Consider the following 16,171-nt stretch of genomic DNA (forward strand, 5'->3'; position numbering starts at 1 on the left):
GGACACTGCGGTCCTGCACCAGGGGCGTCTCTGCGTTCAACGCGAGGGCGCTGCTACCAGTTCACGCCTGACGTAGTTTCCACCTTCAGCCACGGTCCGGCCGGAACGTCTGCGCGGTCAACAAACCTCCACGAGACGTGATCGCCGCTGCCGTCCAGTTCGGCGAAGCCGAGGCAGCCGTTCAGTGCCGGGGAAACATCCATTCCCGCGCCCTGGGTGCCGTCGGCGGAGAAATCGGTGTTTGCCGGGCGGGCGTCGGCGGCGCCGAAGACGTAGTTCGCGTCATGGTATTCGGAACCGCTGGAAGGACCTGCGTCCTCGATCTGGCCGTAGCAGACGTTGCCGTTCGGTCCGGTCATCTGCACCCAGCGGTTCTTCATGTATGAATAGCTGCTGTCCGCGCAGTGGTTGACACCGGTGGCGGCGTTGTCCGCGGCGGCCCACGGAATGACCTGGCAGCGCTGCTGGAACGCAACACTGTCATTCACGTCGTCGTAGGGAAGGTCAAGGTAGAACGGGTTTTCCAGCGGGGTGGGCTGGTTCTTGGGGAAATACCCGTTGGACGCATCGCGTGCTTCGGTGGCGCAAGTAAACGAGCTCCCGGAACCGGAGCTCACGCCGTCGCACCCGCCGTAGATGCTGCCGGGGCAACCGGAAGCCGAGGCGGGCGTGGTTCCCGCGTTGATTCCCGTGTGCTGGAAAGCCCACTGGCCGTTGTACGTGGAGCAGACCTGGGATCCGTCAGCCAGGCTGGCGTTGAAGATTTCGCCCACCCAGAAAGTGGTGCTCACAACGTTGGTGTGCAGCGGGTATTTGCTGGCAGCCGGTGCGGCCACAGGCTCAGCTGCGGCCACGGCCACCGGCGCAGGGGCTGCGGCGGCAGGCTCGGGGGCGGACGCCGCAGCGGGTGCAGGCTCTTCGACGGGGGCCGCGGCCGGCGTCGAACTAGGTGGCGGTGAGGCCTTCAGCGGTGCCTGCGACGCTTCGGCGCTGGCTGACGAAGGACTGGGGGAGGCCGACGGGCCGGGCGCCGATTCGGCGGCACAGCCGGCGGTCAATACTCCGACAAGGAGGATCAACACAGCCATGATGGGTGTGGTCGTGTGTTTCATTTATGGGATACATATCTGTTGGGGACATTAACAGGGATGGCGGGAGCCCCATGAGGGCACGCCAAGTACGGGTCATGACCGCCGGAAGGGCGCAGCGATGGCCGCGCCCGGAATGGATGCTGATAGTGAAATCAGCTGAGCCGCTTACTCCCCAGAAGTAGCCAGCGGGACCGTCAGGAGACCCGAAGAGACCGTTAACACCCGCTCCACTTTACACGGATGCCCGTGAGTAGCCTGAACTGGCGTGAGAGCAACGGTCCGGCATATTCGAGTAGTCACTACTCACGCCAGCCGCGGCACCGGATAGGTAGCGTTGGAATTGCTAAAGCCGGCAGATGGTTGGGGGCGGTCCGGAACTTCGCGCTCCGCGGCTAAGGAATCGACGCAACCATGGACGTTAGGGCAGGAAATTCACCTTTCCCCCCGGTAATTCGTGTGGCCGAACTTCGGAAGACAATCACTGCCTTGTCCGGTTCAGACGGTAAAGGCGTCATTGTCACCGGTGCCGCGGGCTCGGGCAGGACAGGGCTCCTTGCCGCGGCGGCGGAGGCGCTCTCCGGTCAGCTCACGGTCATTGTCCACAGTATTCCGGAGTCCTGCCGCCGAATGAAGTTTGGCATCGGCAGCGTGTTGGCGCCCGCCCTGCCCTCCGGGTCCAAAGTGTCGCCGCTGAACATCGTTCGGGCGTGCCGGGATGCACTCCGAAGCCAGGACCCGAAAACAAACGGGATCCTGATGGTCCTGGACAATGTGGACTACCTGGACGGGACATCCCTGTGGGTCCTGAACCAGCTCCTGGCCGAACCGGACATCAAGATGCTGGCAAGCCACCGCGCCGACCGGCAGCTGCAGATGGAGCTGATGGAATCCGTGGTTGCCCGGCAGCTGTCCATCGTGACGCTTGATGACCTGACACTGGACCAGCTCCGGACCTTCCTCGACTACAAATTGCCCGCCCGGCCCGGCCGGACCCTGGTGCGCGACATCCACGCCGCCTCGGGGGCCAATGCGTTAACGGCAAGCTGGCTCGTCGAGGAAGCGCTGGCGTGCGGCAACATTGTGGAGAGCGGCGGCCGGTGCGCCCTGGTCCGGCCGCCTGACCCGGCAGAGGCACGCCAATTCGACCTCGCCCGCAGGCGGATTGAGGCCCTGCCCGCGGAGCAGCGCCAGGTTGTCGACTTCCTGGCGGCCGGTGATCCTGCTCCGCTGTCCGTCCTCGCCCGGGCCGTCCCTCCGGACGATCTTTCTGCGTTGGAGCAGGGCCAGGTCATCCGGATCCAGATCCGGAGTGACGGCGGTGCTGACGTCATCCTGAACCACGAGGTGGAAGCCAGTGCGGCACGGAATTTTCCGGGCGGGACGGGGCCGCTGGACCTGCACGGCGAAACGGACCTGCGCGAACGAGGGGCCGGTGCCCCCGGGCGGGCGGGGGATGAGCCTCTGTGGGATCTCCTTCGGCGGGTGGAAGCCAGCTTGGATTCCGGGGCCGCTGTTGCGGACCTGGACCTCCTGGCCGTGGCCACTGCCGCGAACAATCTCTATGACAGCGACCGTGCGCTGAAGGCAGCCGAAGCGGTCAAGGCACCGGAACTCCAGCTGCCGGCACAGACGGAGGCGGCCCGCGCGCTGTTCCATTCCCACGAGTACGGCCGGAGCGCCGAGGTGCTCCGGGGCCTGGTGGAAACCACCCCCGCAGTGTTGAGCATGGAGTTTGCCAGGGCAGTGGCCCTGCTCCTGCAGGCACTCATGCCCACGAATCCGGGCCGCGACACCCTCCAGTCCGTGCTGGACAGTGCAAGGCGGCGGCTGACCCTTGCGGCGGCCGCATCCATCGGAGACGCGGCCGCTGACACTTACCAGAACGCCGTTCAGGATGAGCTGGACGTCCTGCAGCTCTACCTGGAGTCGCGGGATGGAAACTGGCCGAGCCCGGGCGGGGAGCTCTTCCACCGTCTCTGCCCGCCCGGCGTCTACGACGTCGGCCCCGGCGCGGAGGAGCCGACGGGTACCCACGCAGGCATCCTGCTTCTGGCGCTTGCTTCCCAAGGGGAGTCAGTGCAGGGAAAGCCCGCTGACGCCGTCGCCCTTTCCGCCCGCGCGCTCAACGCGGTGGAGCGCTTGCCGCGGTGCAGCGTTGATTTCCACACCACGGTGCTCACCATCCACGCCTCCAACCTGGCACGGCTGGGGCAGAGTCCTGAAGCCGGGACCACGGACAAACGCGCCGGCCGCAACAAATGGATGAGCTACCCCGGCGGGCCGCTGCAAATCTTCCGGGCCATGATGTTCTGCCGGCACGCCGCCGCAGGCCGTGCAGGCGTGGGCGCGTACGGCGCGGAAGCCTTAACTGCCGCTGAACCGGACGATCCGCTGGCTCTCACTGTGGGCGCGCAGGCCACCGCGGAGTGGCTGACGTGGGACCTTGCGCCGTTGCCCGGCTCTTTACATTCCGCGGCGGTTGTTTCCGGGGATCCGGCGGGTGAACATCGGGCAGGTGCCGGCGGGGCATCCGACGGCGACGTCGCGGCCCGTCTGGTCGAAACGTACGCGTCGGTGGCACGTCCGGCCGTTACCGGGGCCTCCGGTCCGCCCCAGAGGTCGTCCGGAAGAACGGCCAAAGCGACGGGCGGCGGGAGGGGCCGCCGGGCACGTGAGCTGCTGAACCTTGGTGCCGCAGCGAGGCCCGACAGTACGGCGCTTGAGCATGCCGCGGACGGACCGCCGGACTGGCGGTGGTCGAGTGACGGGAACGGCACTCCTTTGCCCGGCCAATCGCAGGACCGGCCGGGAGCCGCAGATCCCGCCAGGCTCTCGCAACGGGAGCGCGAAGTGGTGACGCTTGTGGTCACCGGGATGGGAAGTGCCCGCGTGGCGGAGGAGCTCGGGATCGCCGTGAACACGGTGAACGCGCACCTGCAGAGGATCTACGGCAAGTTGGGCGTTTCCCGGCGACAGGAGCTGGCTGAACTCTGGAACAGCCTGGACGGGCAATAGTGGGACAATTGTGGAGTAGCACCGCGGACGCAAGCGGTGTGCCTGCCCGTGGCGGCGAGCCGTCGGCAGGTCTTGCCTATCAAGGAGCTCCAGTTTGGTCATGGTATCCACTCCCGCTACCGCAGTCAGCCAGGTCGCGCTCAGTGATGTCGAGGTCCTGCGGATCCGCAACGACTTCCCCGTCCTGGACCAGGAAGTCAACGGCCGGCCCCTCGTATACCTGGATTCCGGCGCCACCTCACAGAACCCCCGAAGCGTGCTGGAAGCCGAACAGGAGTTCTACGAGCTGAGGAACGCCGCAGTGCACCGCGGCGCCCACCATCTTGCCGTCCAGGCCACCGACGCGTTCGAGGACGCCCGTGCCACCGTGGCCGCCTTTATCGGCTCGGCGGAGGACGAACTGGTCTGGACTGCCAATGCCACCGCTGGCCTGAACCTCCTGGCCTACTCCTTCTCGAACGCCAGCGTCGGCACCGTCCGGGGCGAGGCCGGCCGCTTCGCCCTGGGACCGGGAGACGAGGTCGTGGTGACGGAGATGGAACACCACGCGAACCTGATCCCGTGGCAGGAGCTCTGCCGGCGCACCGGTGCCACGTTGAAGTTCATTCCCATTGACGACGACGGCGCGCTGCGGCTTGAGGAGGCCGCGCGGCTGATCACAGGGCGTACCAAGGTCCTTGCGTTCACCCACGCGTCAAATGTGCTCGGAACCATCAATCCTGTGTCCGAGCTTGTGAAGCTGGCCCGCGACGCGGGCGCGCTCGTGGTGCTGGACGCCTGCCAGTCTGCTCCGCACCTGCCCCTCGACGTTAAGGCCCTGGACGTCGACTTTGCCGTCTTCTCCGGCCACAAGATGCTGGCTCCCACCGGGATTGGCGGCGTCTACGGGCGGCGGGAGCTCCTGAACGCCATGCCTCCGTTCCTGACCGGAGGCTCCATGATCACCACCGTGACGATGGAAAAAGCGGAATACCTTCCGGCGCCCCAGCGGTTCGAGGCCGGAACCCAGCCCATCTCCCAGGCGGTGGCGCTCGCCGCCGCAGCCAACTACCTGCGCGAGACCGGCATGGAACGCATCGCCGGCTGGGAAGCTGCCCTGGGCCAGCGGCTGGTCACCGGGCTGGGCGCCATTGACGGAATCCGCGTTGTGGGGCCGGGGGCAGGTGTGGAACGGCTCGGCCTGGCAGCCTTTGACGTCGCTGGCGTGCACGCGCACGACGTCGGCCAGTATCTGGACAGCCTCGGTATCGCCGTCCGCGTGGGCCACCACTGTGCGCAGCCGCTCCACCGGAGGCTGGGCCTGACTGCCACCACCCGGGCGAGTACGTATTTGTACAACACCACCGAAGAAGTGGACCTTCTGCTTGAGGCTGTGGCCCAGGTCCGGCCCTACTTTGGTGTCGCGGGCACGGGGGCATCGAAGTGAGCGCACTGGACGCGATGTACCAGCAACTGATCCTGGAACATGCGAAGACCCGCAGCGGATCCGACCTGACGGATGAAGATGCCGCGGCAATGCCTGACCAGGCGGGCGTGGGCCAGTGCCACCAGCTCAACCCGGTGTGCGGCGACGAAATTACGCTACGCCTGGAGTTGGCGGAAGCGGGTAACCAGTCAACGGTGAAAGGAATCCACTGGAACGGTGACGGCTGCGCCATCTCAATGGCCTCTGCCTCAATACTGAGCGAACTGTCCGACGGTGCATCGCCGGATGAGCTGGCGGAGATGATCGATCACTTCAGGGAGCTCATGCGCTCACGAGGCCGGCTGGAGCCGGACGAAGAGATTCTGGGTGATGCGGCGGCCTTGGCCGGGGTCGCAAAATATCCGGCCAGGGTTAAGTGCGCCATGCTGGCGTGGGTGGCTGCAGAAGATGCGCTGCGGCAGGCCGTAGCCACCAGCCGCTAGGTCTTGCCGGCCTCCGGATGCTCATCGTCCGAGAGCGTGGAATGGTGCTGGACGTAGTCCTCGATGGCGTGCTCGGGAACCCTGTACGACCGGCCAAAGCGGACGGCCGGCAGGTCGTGCGCCTTGACGAGCCGGTACACGGTCATCCGGGACAGCCGCATGACTTCGGCGACCTCGGAAACTGTGAGGAAACGGGTATTGGAAAATCCTTCAGCGGCCACTGTTCTCAGCTCTCCTGGGACGTAGTTCAATCCTGGGGACGTACTTCGATCCTGAGATAAACGTCGCTGAGCCGATCGCCGATCCTACGGCTACTTTATGGCATGGTGAGCTTGATGTGAAGAGCGCACCGCTATGGGGAAAAAGACAAGTAGTGGTTACTCTAGTCGCGTTCAGGGGAGGCACGTAGCCTCGTCATATGGTCGATAGCCAGGACGAGAGCGAATGGCGGCAAACGCAGCACAGGATTCACAGGGCTGAAATTGTCTGCGTTATAGCGCTGGTGGTGCTCACGGTGCTGACGATCATGGCAGGGTTCTCCGATTTTGTCCGGTAATTCCGCTTGCGCTGGTCGCGGGACGCAATATCCGCCGGCGCGGAAAACAAAAAACTCCGGCAGGTGGAGACCCGCCGGAGTTTTGTTTGGTTTGGAAATTCGGAAGATTAGTGGGGAAATACAAGAATTACCCACGCGATAAGCCCCAATAGGGTCAGTGCGAAATACAGCGACCAGTTTCTGCGGTCGACTTTACGGTGGCTGCCATGCCAAACCCGTTCCATATCGTTCGCGTCCATAGCAGAAATTTACGGCTTATCACGTTCCGATAACAGCGTGTCGCACACCTCACTTATGCCCCCTCATACTCCATTTGCAGCTCCGGGTACTCGAGTGGCCGGCCGGGCCGCCCGCTAGCTGACCAGCGCGGCGATGCCGATGGCCGCCGTGGCGGCGCCAAGCACCAGCGAGACGGACACCAGGACCACGTGGATCGTGAGGAACCGGGTGGCCTTGCCGGCCGTGTCACGGGCCCGCGGATCCTTCATCACTCGCTTAAGGAACTGCGGCCAGACCACCAGGGACCAGACGCCGGCGACGATCAGGACCCAAGCCAGGGCAACAGGAAGCTGCACCGGTCAGTGGCTTTCCAGCCAGGCCTGCGCCTGCTGGGACTGGATGTTCAGTGCCTTGCCCACCATGGGCTCGGCAGCATCGGCAATCTTGCCGCCCAGGAACGGAACCGAGGATGTCACGTTGCCCTCGAGTTCAACACGGGTGCTGCCGCCGTCGGCGACCAGCCGCTGCACTGCGCTGACGTCCAGCGGGGCACCGGCGATCTTCAGGCTGATGCTGCTCTGCCGTGAACCGTCAGCACCAGGGGCTTCCCACGTCTCGAGCTGGGTGACAGTCAGGCGTTCGCCCACGAACTTGCGGGCAATCTCCGGCAGCCGGGTGGTGGGCAGGGTGCGCACCGAGGTGGTGCTGAAAGCGCCGGCAACATCGCCGTCGACCTTGAACGATTCAAGGGTTCCGCCCACCAGTTCACTGGTGTGGCGCTGGAAGTCTTCGTTGGCGAACACAGCGGTGATGCGATCGACGCTGTGCGGCAGGGTGGTGGAAGCACTCAGTGCCATTGTTCCTCCATGGGGTTGGGGGGTGTGGGGCATCGGTTTTTTGCCTCACACATCCTACGTGGTGGAAGTGGCGGACTCCGATTCGGCCTCAGCCAGTTTTTGGGCAGCAGCTGAAATGTTGTGTGACATGGCCGGAAAAATGACGCTGTGGAACGGCAGCACGGCGAGCCAATACAGTTTTCCGCTGAGCCCCTTCGGGAAGAAGATGGCGCGCTGCCGGTAGAGGCTGCCGGTGCCTTCCGGCTCCACTGAAAGCTCCAGCCACGCGCGGCCCGGTGCACGCATTTCCGCCCGAAGCCGCAGCAGGCGGCCCCGTTCGATCCGTTCGGCGCGCCACCAGTCCACCACTTCACCCTCGGCAAGCAGGTGCGGGTGCCGGCGGCCGCGGAGGAGTCCGGCGCCTCCGGTCAGCTTGTCCAGCCAGCCGCGGACCCGCCACGCCAGCGGGAGGGAGTACCAGCCGTTGCGGCCGCCGATTCCCTCGATGATGGTCCAGACATACTTCGGATCCACCGGGCTGGAGTAGCTTCGCTCATCGACGTAGACCCTGTGTCCGGCCCAGTCCGGGTCGCTCGGCAGCGGGTCGGCGTCCGCGCCGGCGCTTGCCCAGGTTGTTTCCACCTGGGCATCGCGTTCCTTGCCCAATGCGAGAGCGACGGCCCGCCGGTACGGCGTCAGGCCGCCCTCAGGCTGAGGTATGAAGTCGTCAATGTCGTGCTCCCGCGCTACGGCGTCGTGCTGGAGCGATTCAACGAGCGGCAGCGACATGGACAGCGGGATGGGCGTGGTCAGGGCTACCCACATGCCTGCGAGCTTCGGCGCGGGAATGGGCAGGGCGAGCACCACGCGGTAGGGCAGGCCCGCCTCGGCGGCGTACTCCTTCATCATTCCCGCGTAGGTAAGAACCTGCCTGCACCCGATGTCGAAGCTGCGGTTGATGTGCCCTTCCAGGGACGCCGCGGAGACGAGGTAGTACAGCACGTCCCTGACGGCGATTGCCTCGATCCGGTTCCGCACCCAGCTCGGGGCCGGCATGAGGGGGAGCGTCTCTGAAAGGTGCCGGATCATCTCGAACGATGCCGAGCCGGATCCGATCACGACGCCCGCCTGGAACACCACCGCGTCCACCGGACTCGCGAGGAAGACCTTGCCGACGGCCTCCCGGGAGCGCATGTGCGTTGAGAGTTCGGCGCCCTCCGGGTGCAGGCCGCCGAGGTAGACAATTCTCTTCACGCCTGCACCGGCGGCCGCTTTGGCGGCGGTCTCCGCCATGGCTTTCTCTTTGGCCTCGAAACCGGCACCGGCAGCCATTGAGTGGACCAGGTAGTAAAGCACGTCGACGCCGTCCAGCGCAGTCCGGAGCATGTCGCCGTCGTCGAGGCTGCCCTGGATGACCTCGACCTGATCCAGCCACGGCACGCCGGCAATTTTGGCCGGAGTCCGGACCACAACCTTCACCGTGTGCCCGGCCTCGAGGAGCCGGGGGACCAGCCGCCCGCCGATATAACCGGTGGCGCCGGTAACAAGCACGGTTTTCGGGATGCCGTTCATGTGGATCTCCTTGGAACGTCGCGGAATGCGTCGATGCACAGCCAGCTTATCAATCCAGGTTTTTCCAGAGACGCCTGATTGAAGCCGGGGCAAGTGAACCGGGCATCCACTACGCGCACGGCGCTCCGCCATCGCGGTAGGCTGGGAAGACCCGGGATTCTCGCGAATTTCGGGTTTTCGTGTTGCCTGCCTTCCCGTGATCATTTCAGGAGCTTCTGCCATGAGCCTCACCGGCCCGTCACTTACAGGCCTTCGCCGCGCGCTCGCCGGAGACACAACGTTTGCCCGCGTGCAGGCTGAAGCGTCCCGGAGTTTCGGAACCCGCAGCGAGGATTACCAGATCAGCGCGCCGGCGGGCCTGCGCGCGGCGCTGTTGGCGGAGATGTCGGACGGCCTCGCGGCCCTGCACGACGACGCCGGGACGCCCCTGGTGCTGGCCGTCACCGCCACCGGCCGTGAAGCAGAGGACCTCACCGCAGCCCTGCGCGCCTTCCTGCCCGCCGATTCGGTGGCTGAATTTCCCAGCTGGGAGACCCTTCCGCACGAGCGGCTGTCCCCGCGTTCGGACACGGTGGGACGACGACTGTCCGTACTGCGCCGCCTGGCGCACCCCGCCACGGCTGCGGGCGGACCACTCCGCGTTGTGGTGGCTCCCGTGCGCGCAGTGGTGCAGCCGATAGTGGCCGGGCTCGGCGAGCTCAAGCCCGTCACACTGAAGGTGGGACAGGAAGTGTCCTTCACCGACGTGGTGCGCAGCCTTTCCGACGCCGCCTACGCGCGGGTGGACATGGTGTCCCGCCGCGGCGAATTCGCGGTCCGCGGCGGCATGCTGGACGTCTTCCCGCCCACCGAGGACCATCCCATCCGCGTGGAGTTCTTCGGCGACGAGGTGGACCAGATGCGCTGGTTTGCCGTGGCTGACCAGCGGTCCCTCTCCTCGCCCGGCCTGCACCACCCCACGGAACTGAACGCCCCGCCGTGCCGTGAAATCCTGATTACCCCGTCCGTGATGTCCCGGGCCGCAACACTCAAGGCACAGCTGCCCGCCGCTGCCGACATGCTCGAAAAGATCGCCGGCGGCATCGCGGTGGAGGGCATGGAATCCCTCGCTCCCGTGCTGGTGGATGCCATGGTGCCGTTCGTGGAGCAGCTGCCCGGCGGGTCCATCTCGGTGGTCATCGAACCCGAGAAGGTCCGCACGCGCGCCCACGACCTCGCCGCCACGAACGAGGAATTCCTGGAAGCGGCCTGGTCCACGGCGTCCGACGGGGGCACCGCGCCGCTCGATCTCAGCTCGGCGGCGTCGGCTGCCCTGCATTCGGCCAGCTTCCGCTCCCTGACGGAGACCCGCACCTCGGCCCTTGGGCACGACGTCTCGTGGTGGTCCATCACCTCGCTGGCCACCGACGAAGAGCTGACCCCGGACATCAACGTGCTCAACCTGCACGCCCGGGAACCGCGCGGCTACCAGGGCGACGTGGCGGAGATGATGGAGTTCATCGGCTCGCACGTCCGGGACCAGTGGCGCATCGTGGTGGTCACGGAGGGCCCCGGCCCCGCCCAGCGCCTGGCTGAGCTGTTCCATGACGCCGACATCCCGTGCGCCCGGGTGGACTCGCTGGATGACGAGCCGCAGGCGGGCATCATCGAGGTGACCACCGCCGCCGTCGGACGCGGTTTTGTCCTGGACGGGCTGAAACTCGGCCTGCTGACGGAAGCGGACCTGCTGGGACGCACCTCCGCGGGGTCCACGAAGGATATGCGCCGCATGCCGTCCAAGCGCCGGAACGCCGTGGACCCGCTGCAGCTGGTTGCAGGGGACTCCGTGGTGCATGAACAACACGGCATCGGACGGTTCGTTGAACTGATCCAGCGCAAGGTGGCAGGCGGCGGGGACGGTGTCCGCGAATACCTCGTCCTGGAGTACGCACCGTCCAAGCGCGGCGCCCCGGGCGACAGGCTCTTTGTGCCTACCGACCAGCTGGACCAGGTGACCCGTTATGTCGGCGGGGACACCCCTGCCCTGAGTAAGATGGGCGGGGCGGACTGGGCCAGCACCAAGTCCAAGGCGCGCAAAGCGGTCAAGGAGATCGCCGGCGAACTCATCAGGCTGTACTCCGCCCGGATGGCCTCCAAGGGCTTTGCGTTCGGGCCGGACACGCCGTGGCAGCGCGAGCTCGAGGAAGCGTTCCCGTATGTGGAGACCCCTGACCAGCTGACCACCATCAACGAAGTCAAAGCGGACATGGAACGGGAAATACCCATGGACCGGCTGGTGTCCGGCGACGTGGGCTACGGCAAGACCGAAATCGCCGTGCGGGCGGCCTTCAAGGCCGTCCAGGACGGCAAGCAGGTGGCAGTCCTGGTGCCCACCACGCTGCTGGCCCAGCAGCACTACGAAACCTTCACGGAACGCTTCTCCGGTTTCCCGCTGCGGGTGAAGCCGCTGTCCCGCTTCCAGGCCTCGAAGGAAGCCAAGGAAACCGCCGAAGGCGTGAAGAACGGATCCGTGGACGTGGTGATCGGCACGCACCGGCTCCTATCCAAGGACTTCGCGTTCAAGGACCTGGGCCTGGTGATCGTGGACGAGGAACAACGCTTCGGCGTCGAACACAAGGAAGCGCTCAAGAAGATGCGCACCAACGTCGACGTCCTGGCCATGAGCGCCACCCCGATTCCGCGCACCCTGGAGATGTCGCTGACCGGCATCCGTGAAACATCCACCCTTGCCACCCCGCCCGAAGAACGCCATCCGGTGCTGACCTACGTGGGCCCGTACACGGAGAAGCAGACCTCCGCCGCCATCCGGCGCGAGCTCATGCGTGAGGGCCAGGTGTTCTTCGTCCACAACCGCGTGTCCACCATCGAGCGCACGGCCGCCAAGATCCGCGAGCTGGTCCCGGAAGCCCGGGTGGAAGTGGCCCACGGCCAGATGTCCGAAAGCCGGCTCGAGCAGATCATCGTGGACTTCTGGGAGAAGCGCTTCGACGTGCTGGTGTGCACCACCATCATCGAAACCGGCCTGGACATCTCCAACGCCAACACGCTGATCGTGGACGGGGCCGACAAATACGGGCTCTCCCAGCTCCACCAGCTGCGCGGACGCGTGGGCCGCGGCCGCGAACGCGCCTACGCGTACTTCCTGTACCCCTCCGAGAAACCGCTGGGCGAAGTGGCGCTGGAACGGCTCAAGGCCGTGGCCACGCACAACGAACTCGGCGCCGGCATGCAGCTGGCCATGAAGGACCTCGAAATCCGCGGCGCCGGCAACCTCCTGGGCGGCGAACAGTCCGGCCACATCCAGGGCGTGGGCTTCGACCTCTACATCCGCCTGGTGGGCGAGGCCGTTGCGGACTTCCGCGGTGAGGCCGAAGAGAAGGCCGCCGAAATGAAAATCGAGCTGCCCGTCAACGCCCACCTGCCGCACGATTACGTGCCAGGGGAACGGCTGCGCCTCGAGGCCTACCGCAAACTGGCGTCCGCGCTCACGAACGAAGCCATCGACGAGGTCCTGGCCGAACTTGTGGACCGTTACGGCGAGCCGCCGCTGCCTGCGCAGAACCTGATCGCCGTCGCCCGCTTCCGGGTGGGAGCCCGCGAAGCCGGGCTGTCCGACGTCGCCCTGCAGGGAAACTTCATCAAGTTCTCGCCGGCCCAGCTGCCCGAATCAAAGACCATGCGGCTCAACCGCATGTACCCCGGCTCACAGTCGAAGCCCGCCCTGGACGCAGTGCTCATCCCGAAGCCCAAGACCGCCCGGATCGGCGGCCGCGACCTGCAGGATGCCGAAATCCTGGAGTGGGCCAACGGCGTCATCCGCAACATCTTCTCCGACGCGGACGCTCCGCTCGAAAAAACAAGGGGCTAGCCCTTGATGGGAGGACACCACGCCGCGTCGGGAGCCGCGGCGTGGGTAGCCATTGCCTCAACGGGGCCGTACACGCTGGGCTGGTACCCGCTGGACGCCACCGGAATCCTGATCGGCGGAATGGCGACGGCGGGCACCGCGCTGGTGTGCGACTGGGACCACCGCCACAGCACCGTTGCCAACTCACTGCCGCCGCTGTCCAACGTCATTGCCGTCGGGATCGAAAATGCCAGCGGCGGGCACCGGCGGGGCACTCACTCGGTGTTGGGGGCGGCCTTCTTCGTGCTGCTGGCCACCCTTGCCGGGCAGATTCAGCTGGAGACGCAATGGGGTCTGCTGTCTGTGGGGGCAGGCCTGCTGTGCATGTTCATGATCAACATCGCCGCCAAGGCGCTCAAACTGTTCCCGAAGGCCGGATTCATCAGCAACTGGCTCTTCGCGCTGACCATGGCGGGCGTGGTGACCTGGTTCGCGCCGGACCAGTGGACGTGGCTGCCCGTTTCAATGCTGACCGGCGTGGTGGTGCATATTGTGGGAGACATGATCACCACCGGGGGAGTGCCGCTGCTGTGGCCGATCGTGATCAAGCCGCCCCGGTTCCTGCGGAAACTGCCGGTGCTCAACGACATCTGGAGGGCAAACGGGGCGTTTTCCCTGCCGTTGCTGGGGCGGGCCGGCTCCAAGCGGGAGTGGCTCGTGCTGATCCCCGTGAGCGCCTATGCCATGGTGGGGATGTGCGTGGCCGGCTGGGGGCTGGCCAAAGCGCATTTCCCGGCCGCCCTCGCGCTCGGAAGCACCCTGGTCAACAGCCTGTTCGGCCGGCTGTTCGGCAACGCCTAGCTGATCGGCGCTCAGCCGCTTAAACAGCTGAAGCCCCCGGAAGATCCGGGGGGCTTCAGCTGTTTGGCTTGGAGGCTTAGTGCTCGCCGGCCGAGTCCGAACGGCCCAGGAGCGTCTGCGGGATCCAGAACGCAGCAGCGAAGAGGCCCAGGCATACGGCCATCGGCCAGGGGTTGCCCAGCGTGAGGAAGGACAGGGAGTAGATGGAGCCGAGGAACAGGACCATCATGACTGCAAAAATAGCGATGCTGCCTGCAAGGCTGTTCTCGTTCTGAGGGGTCTTGGGGCTATCAACGGTCTTGGACATTCATTCCTCCTCGGCCCCGCAGGGCTCAAAACGCCCCGAAGGGCTGAAAAACTGTGGCGCTTCCGAAACAGGTCAGTACGCGGACGAACCCTGTTCGCCCTTGACGATCGCAATACCGGAGCTGGCGCCAATACGTGTTGCACCTGCAGCAATCATAGCCTGCGCGTCGGCCAGCGAACGCACGCCGCCGGATGCCTTGACACCGACCTTCGGGCCTACTGTGCGGCGCATCAGCGCTACGTCGTCAACGGTGGCGCCGCCCCCGTTGAAGCCGGTGGACGTCTTGACGAAGTCCGCTCCGGCTTCCACGGCGGCCTCGCAGGCCAGGACTTTCTGTGAATCACTGAGCAGCGCAGTCTCGATGATCACTTTCAAGATGGCGTCGCCGGCGTGCACGGCGTCGGCCACGGCCCGGATGTCATCAACCAGCGCACCCATGTCATCGGCACGTGCGGCCGCAATGTTGATGACCATGTCCACCTCGTCGGCGCCGTCCAGCACGGCACCGCGCGCTTCAAAGGCCTTGACGTCGGTGGGGGCGGCACCCAGCGGGAAGCCGACCACCGAGCAGGTCAGGACGCCTGAACCCTTCAGGGCGGTGGTCACGGTCTTGACCCACACCGGGTTCACGCAGACGGACTTGAAATGGTACTCGGCGGCCTCGGAACAGACCTTGAGGATCTCCGCTTCGCTGGCTTCCGGCTTCAGCAGCGTGTGGTCGATGAAGGAAGCTATGTCTGCGGGTGCGGTGGCCCCGGGTGCTGTGGCCGCGGCGGCGTCAGGCATGCCGGTGGCTTCGTTGCTCATGGTGGTCCTTCCTGGTGGCCCTGCCGGGCCTCGTGGGCAGCAGGCGCCGTGTTCTACGTGGCTTCTCAGGTGACCATCTTGCCATAACGACGCTAGGCTGCAGCCGGGACAGCTTCCTGCAGCGTTGCCTGCATTAGCCGGGCTGCGCAGGCCCCCGCCGCGGAGCCTGATGCCACCAGCAGGCCCAGGCGGACGCCGTCGAACGAGGCGGCGTCGCCGATGGCCCAGATCCCCGGGACGGACGTCCGGAAATCCTGTCCGATGACGATTCCGCCGTTTGCCGCCGTCTCAAGGCCCGCGCTGGCAGCCAGGCCGTCCCGGGCTACCCGCTCCTCGGCGATGACCACCAGGTCGCCGTTCATGCTGCTGCCGTCGTCAAAGACAATCCCGGCCGCGGGGAGCACCGAACCGGGCAGCGTCGGGACCACGGCGGCAGGCCGGAGCGTGGTGCGGATGGGCCGCACACCGCGGGCCCGCAGTACGGCTTCTGCCTGGCCCGCTTCGGGCCCGGTCCCCACGAGGATTCCCAACGGCCGCCGGCCCAGGACGCGGGTCACTTCCTTGACGGCGTCACCGATCCGGGCGGCATCGTCGATGGTGGCGTAGCTCAGGCAGCGGCCCGCACCGTCCACAGGCGCCAGTGCCGGCGCGGAACCGGTGGCAATCACGAGTTGGTCGTAGCTGAATTCCATGCCGTCCGCGGTGGTCACCATGCGGTTGGCGGCATCGATGAAGCTGGCGGGCTGGCCGAAGCGGATCGAAACCTGGGGGAGCGCCGCCAGTTCCAGGAGCTCGGAAGGGGCGTCGTCGCGGTTGCTCAGCACGGTGATGCTGCCGGCGAAGCGGGACCGGTCCAGCTGGCCCACCAGGGCACGGGCAGCCGGTCCGGCGCCGGCGATGACCACGCGCGCCAGCGTGGACGACGCCCGGAACGTGGTGGAGGAGGAGATGGACGCTGCCGGAGCGGACATGTGAAGGCCCTTTCGCTGGTGAGGCCCGTGTGAGGCCCGGGGTTGCTGTTGGAAACCAGCGTAGGCGGAGGGTTTTTCGAGGGTGTTTCCCGGTTGTTGCCGGAATGTCCCTGCCCGTTCGCGGATGTTTACCAACTGGCAACAAACGTGTTCCGTTGATGTGTTCTGCCTCACAAGTACC

The 16,171-nt window shown here is 66.0% G+C and carries 14 protein-coding genes; 6 read left to right on the top strand and 8 right to left on the bottom strand.

Annotation, left to right across the window (positions count from 1 at the left end; genetic code table 11):
• Positions 1–53: 53 nt before the first annotated feature.
• Complete coding sequence (locus Q8Z05_RS14020) at positions 54–1,112, bottom strand: hypothetical protein (protein WP_305940225.1); 1,059 nt, start codon at positions 1,110–1,112, stop codon at positions 54–56.
• 465 nt (positions 1,113–1,577) lie between these two features.
• Between Q8Z05_RS14020 and Q8Z05_RS14025 the strand changes: the two genes are divergently transcribed.
• The 3 genes from Q8Z05_RS14025 to sufU all read left to right on the top strand — a co-directional run bounded on the left by Q8Z05_RS14025 (position 1,578) and on the right by sufU (position 6,014).
• The gene (locus Q8Z05_RS14025; protein WP_305940226.1) at positions 1,578–4,106 is read left to right on the top strand and encodes a helix-turn-helix domain-containing protein; all 2,529 of its coding nucleotides are present in this window, start codon (positions 1,578–1,580) and stop codon (positions 4,104–4,106) included.
• A gap of 94 nt (positions 4,107–4,200) precedes the next feature.
• Positions 4,201–5,532, top strand: a complete 1,332-nt coding sequence (locus Q8Z05_RS14030) for a SufS family cysteine desulfurase (RefSeq protein WP_305940227.1) — start codon at positions 4,201–4,203, stop codon at positions 5,530–5,532.
• A gap of 14 nt (positions 5,533–5,546) precedes the next feature.
• Positions 5,547–6,014 (top strand): Fe-S cluster assembly sulfur transfer protein SufU, encoded by a 468-nt coding sequence (gene sufU / locus Q8Z05_RS14035; protein WP_305943573.1) that lies wholly within the window; start codon positions 5,547–5,549, stop codon positions 6,012–6,014.
• On the opposite strand, the gene Q8Z05_RS14040 is transcribed toward sufU, so the two are convergent.
• A complete protein-coding gene (locus tag Q8Z05_RS14040) occupies positions 6,011–6,235 on the bottom strand; it encodes a helix-turn-helix domain-containing protein (RefSeq protein WP_305940228.1) in 225 nt (74 codons plus the stop codon). The two genes, sufU and Q8Z05_RS14040, sit on opposite strands and share 4 nt — an antisense overlap.
• Positions 6,236–6,432: 197 nt before the next feature.
• On the opposite strand from Q8Z05_RS14040, the gene Q8Z05_RS14045 reads away from it, so the two are divergent.
• The gene (locus tag Q8Z05_RS14045; protein ID WP_305940229.1) at positions 6,433–6,570 is read left to right on the top strand and encodes a hypothetical protein; all 138 of its coding nucleotides are present in this window, start codon (positions 6,433–6,435) and stop codon (positions 6,568–6,570) included.
• A 353-nt stretch (positions 6,571–6,923) separates the two neighbouring features.
• On the opposite strand, the gene Q8Z05_RS14050 is transcribed toward Q8Z05_RS14045, so the two are convergent.
• The 3 genes from Q8Z05_RS14050 to Q8Z05_RS14060 are packed head-to-tail and all read right to left on the bottom strand — an operon-like array spanning position 6,924 to position 9,197.
• Positions 6,924–7,145 carry an SCO4848 family membrane protein gene (locus Q8Z05_RS14050; RefSeq protein WP_305940230.1) on the bottom strand — a complete coding sequence of 74 codons (222 nt, stop codon included), beginning with the start codon at positions 7,143–7,145 and terminating at the stop codon, positions 6,924–6,926.
• A 3-nt stretch (positions 7,146–7,148) separates the two neighbouring features.
• Positions 7,149–7,646, bottom strand: a complete 498-nt coding sequence (locus tag Q8Z05_RS14055; protein ID WP_305940231.1) for a DUF2505 domain-containing protein — start codon at positions 7,644–7,646, stop codon at positions 7,149–7,151.
• 54 nt (positions 7,647–7,700) lie between these two features.
• Positions 7,701–9,197, bottom strand: a complete 1,497-nt coding sequence (locus Q8Z05_RS14060) for an SDR family oxidoreductase (RefSeq protein WP_305940232.1) — start codon at positions 9,195–9,197, stop codon at positions 7,701–7,703.
• Positions 9,198–9,417: 220 nt separating this feature from the next.
• Between Q8Z05_RS14060 and mfd the strand changes: the two genes are divergently transcribed.
• Entirely contained in the window at positions 9,418–13,065 is a 3,648-nt protein-coding gene (gene mfd, locus Q8Z05_RS14065) for a transcription-repair coupling factor (protein ID WP_305940233.1), read from the top strand.
• Between the two features lie 6 nt (positions 13,066–13,071).
• On the top strand, positions 13,072–13,905 hold the full coding sequence (locus tag Q8Z05_RS14070; protein WP_305940234.1) for a metal-dependent hydrolase: 834 nt from the start codon (positions 13,072–13,074) through the stop codon (positions 13,903–13,905).
• A gap of 76 nt (positions 13,906–13,981) precedes the next feature.
• Here Q8Z05_RS14070 and Q8Z05_RS14075 read toward each other — a convergent pair whose 3' ends face one another.
• The 3 genes from Q8Z05_RS14075 to Q8Z05_RS14085 form a co-directional block, all read right to left on the bottom strand.
• The gene (locus Q8Z05_RS14075; RefSeq protein WP_305940235.1) at positions 13,982–14,212 is read right to left on the bottom strand and encodes a hypothetical protein; all 231 of its coding nucleotides are present in this window, start codon (positions 14,210–14,212) and stop codon (positions 13,982–13,984) included.
• 72 nt (positions 14,213–14,284) lie between these two features.
• The gene (gene deoC, locus Q8Z05_RS14080; protein ID WP_305940236.1) at positions 14,285–15,019 is read right to left on the bottom strand and encodes a deoxyribose-phosphate aldolase; all 735 of its coding nucleotides are present in this window, start codon (positions 15,017–15,019) and stop codon (positions 14,285–14,287) included.
• Between the two features lie 92 nt (positions 15,020–15,111).
• On the bottom strand, positions 15,112–15,990 hold the full coding sequence (locus tag Q8Z05_RS14085; RefSeq protein WP_305940237.1) for an FAD-dependent oxidoreductase: 879 nt from the start codon (positions 15,988–15,990) through the stop codon (positions 15,112–15,114).
• Positions 15,991–16,171: the final 181 nt, after the last annotated feature.

Source organism: Arthrobacter oryzae, assembly GCF_030718995.1.
In the GTDB taxonomy this organism is placed as follows: domain Bacteria; phylum Actinomycetota; class Actinomycetes; order Actinomycetales; family Micrococcaceae; genus Arthrobacter; species Arthrobacter oryzae_C.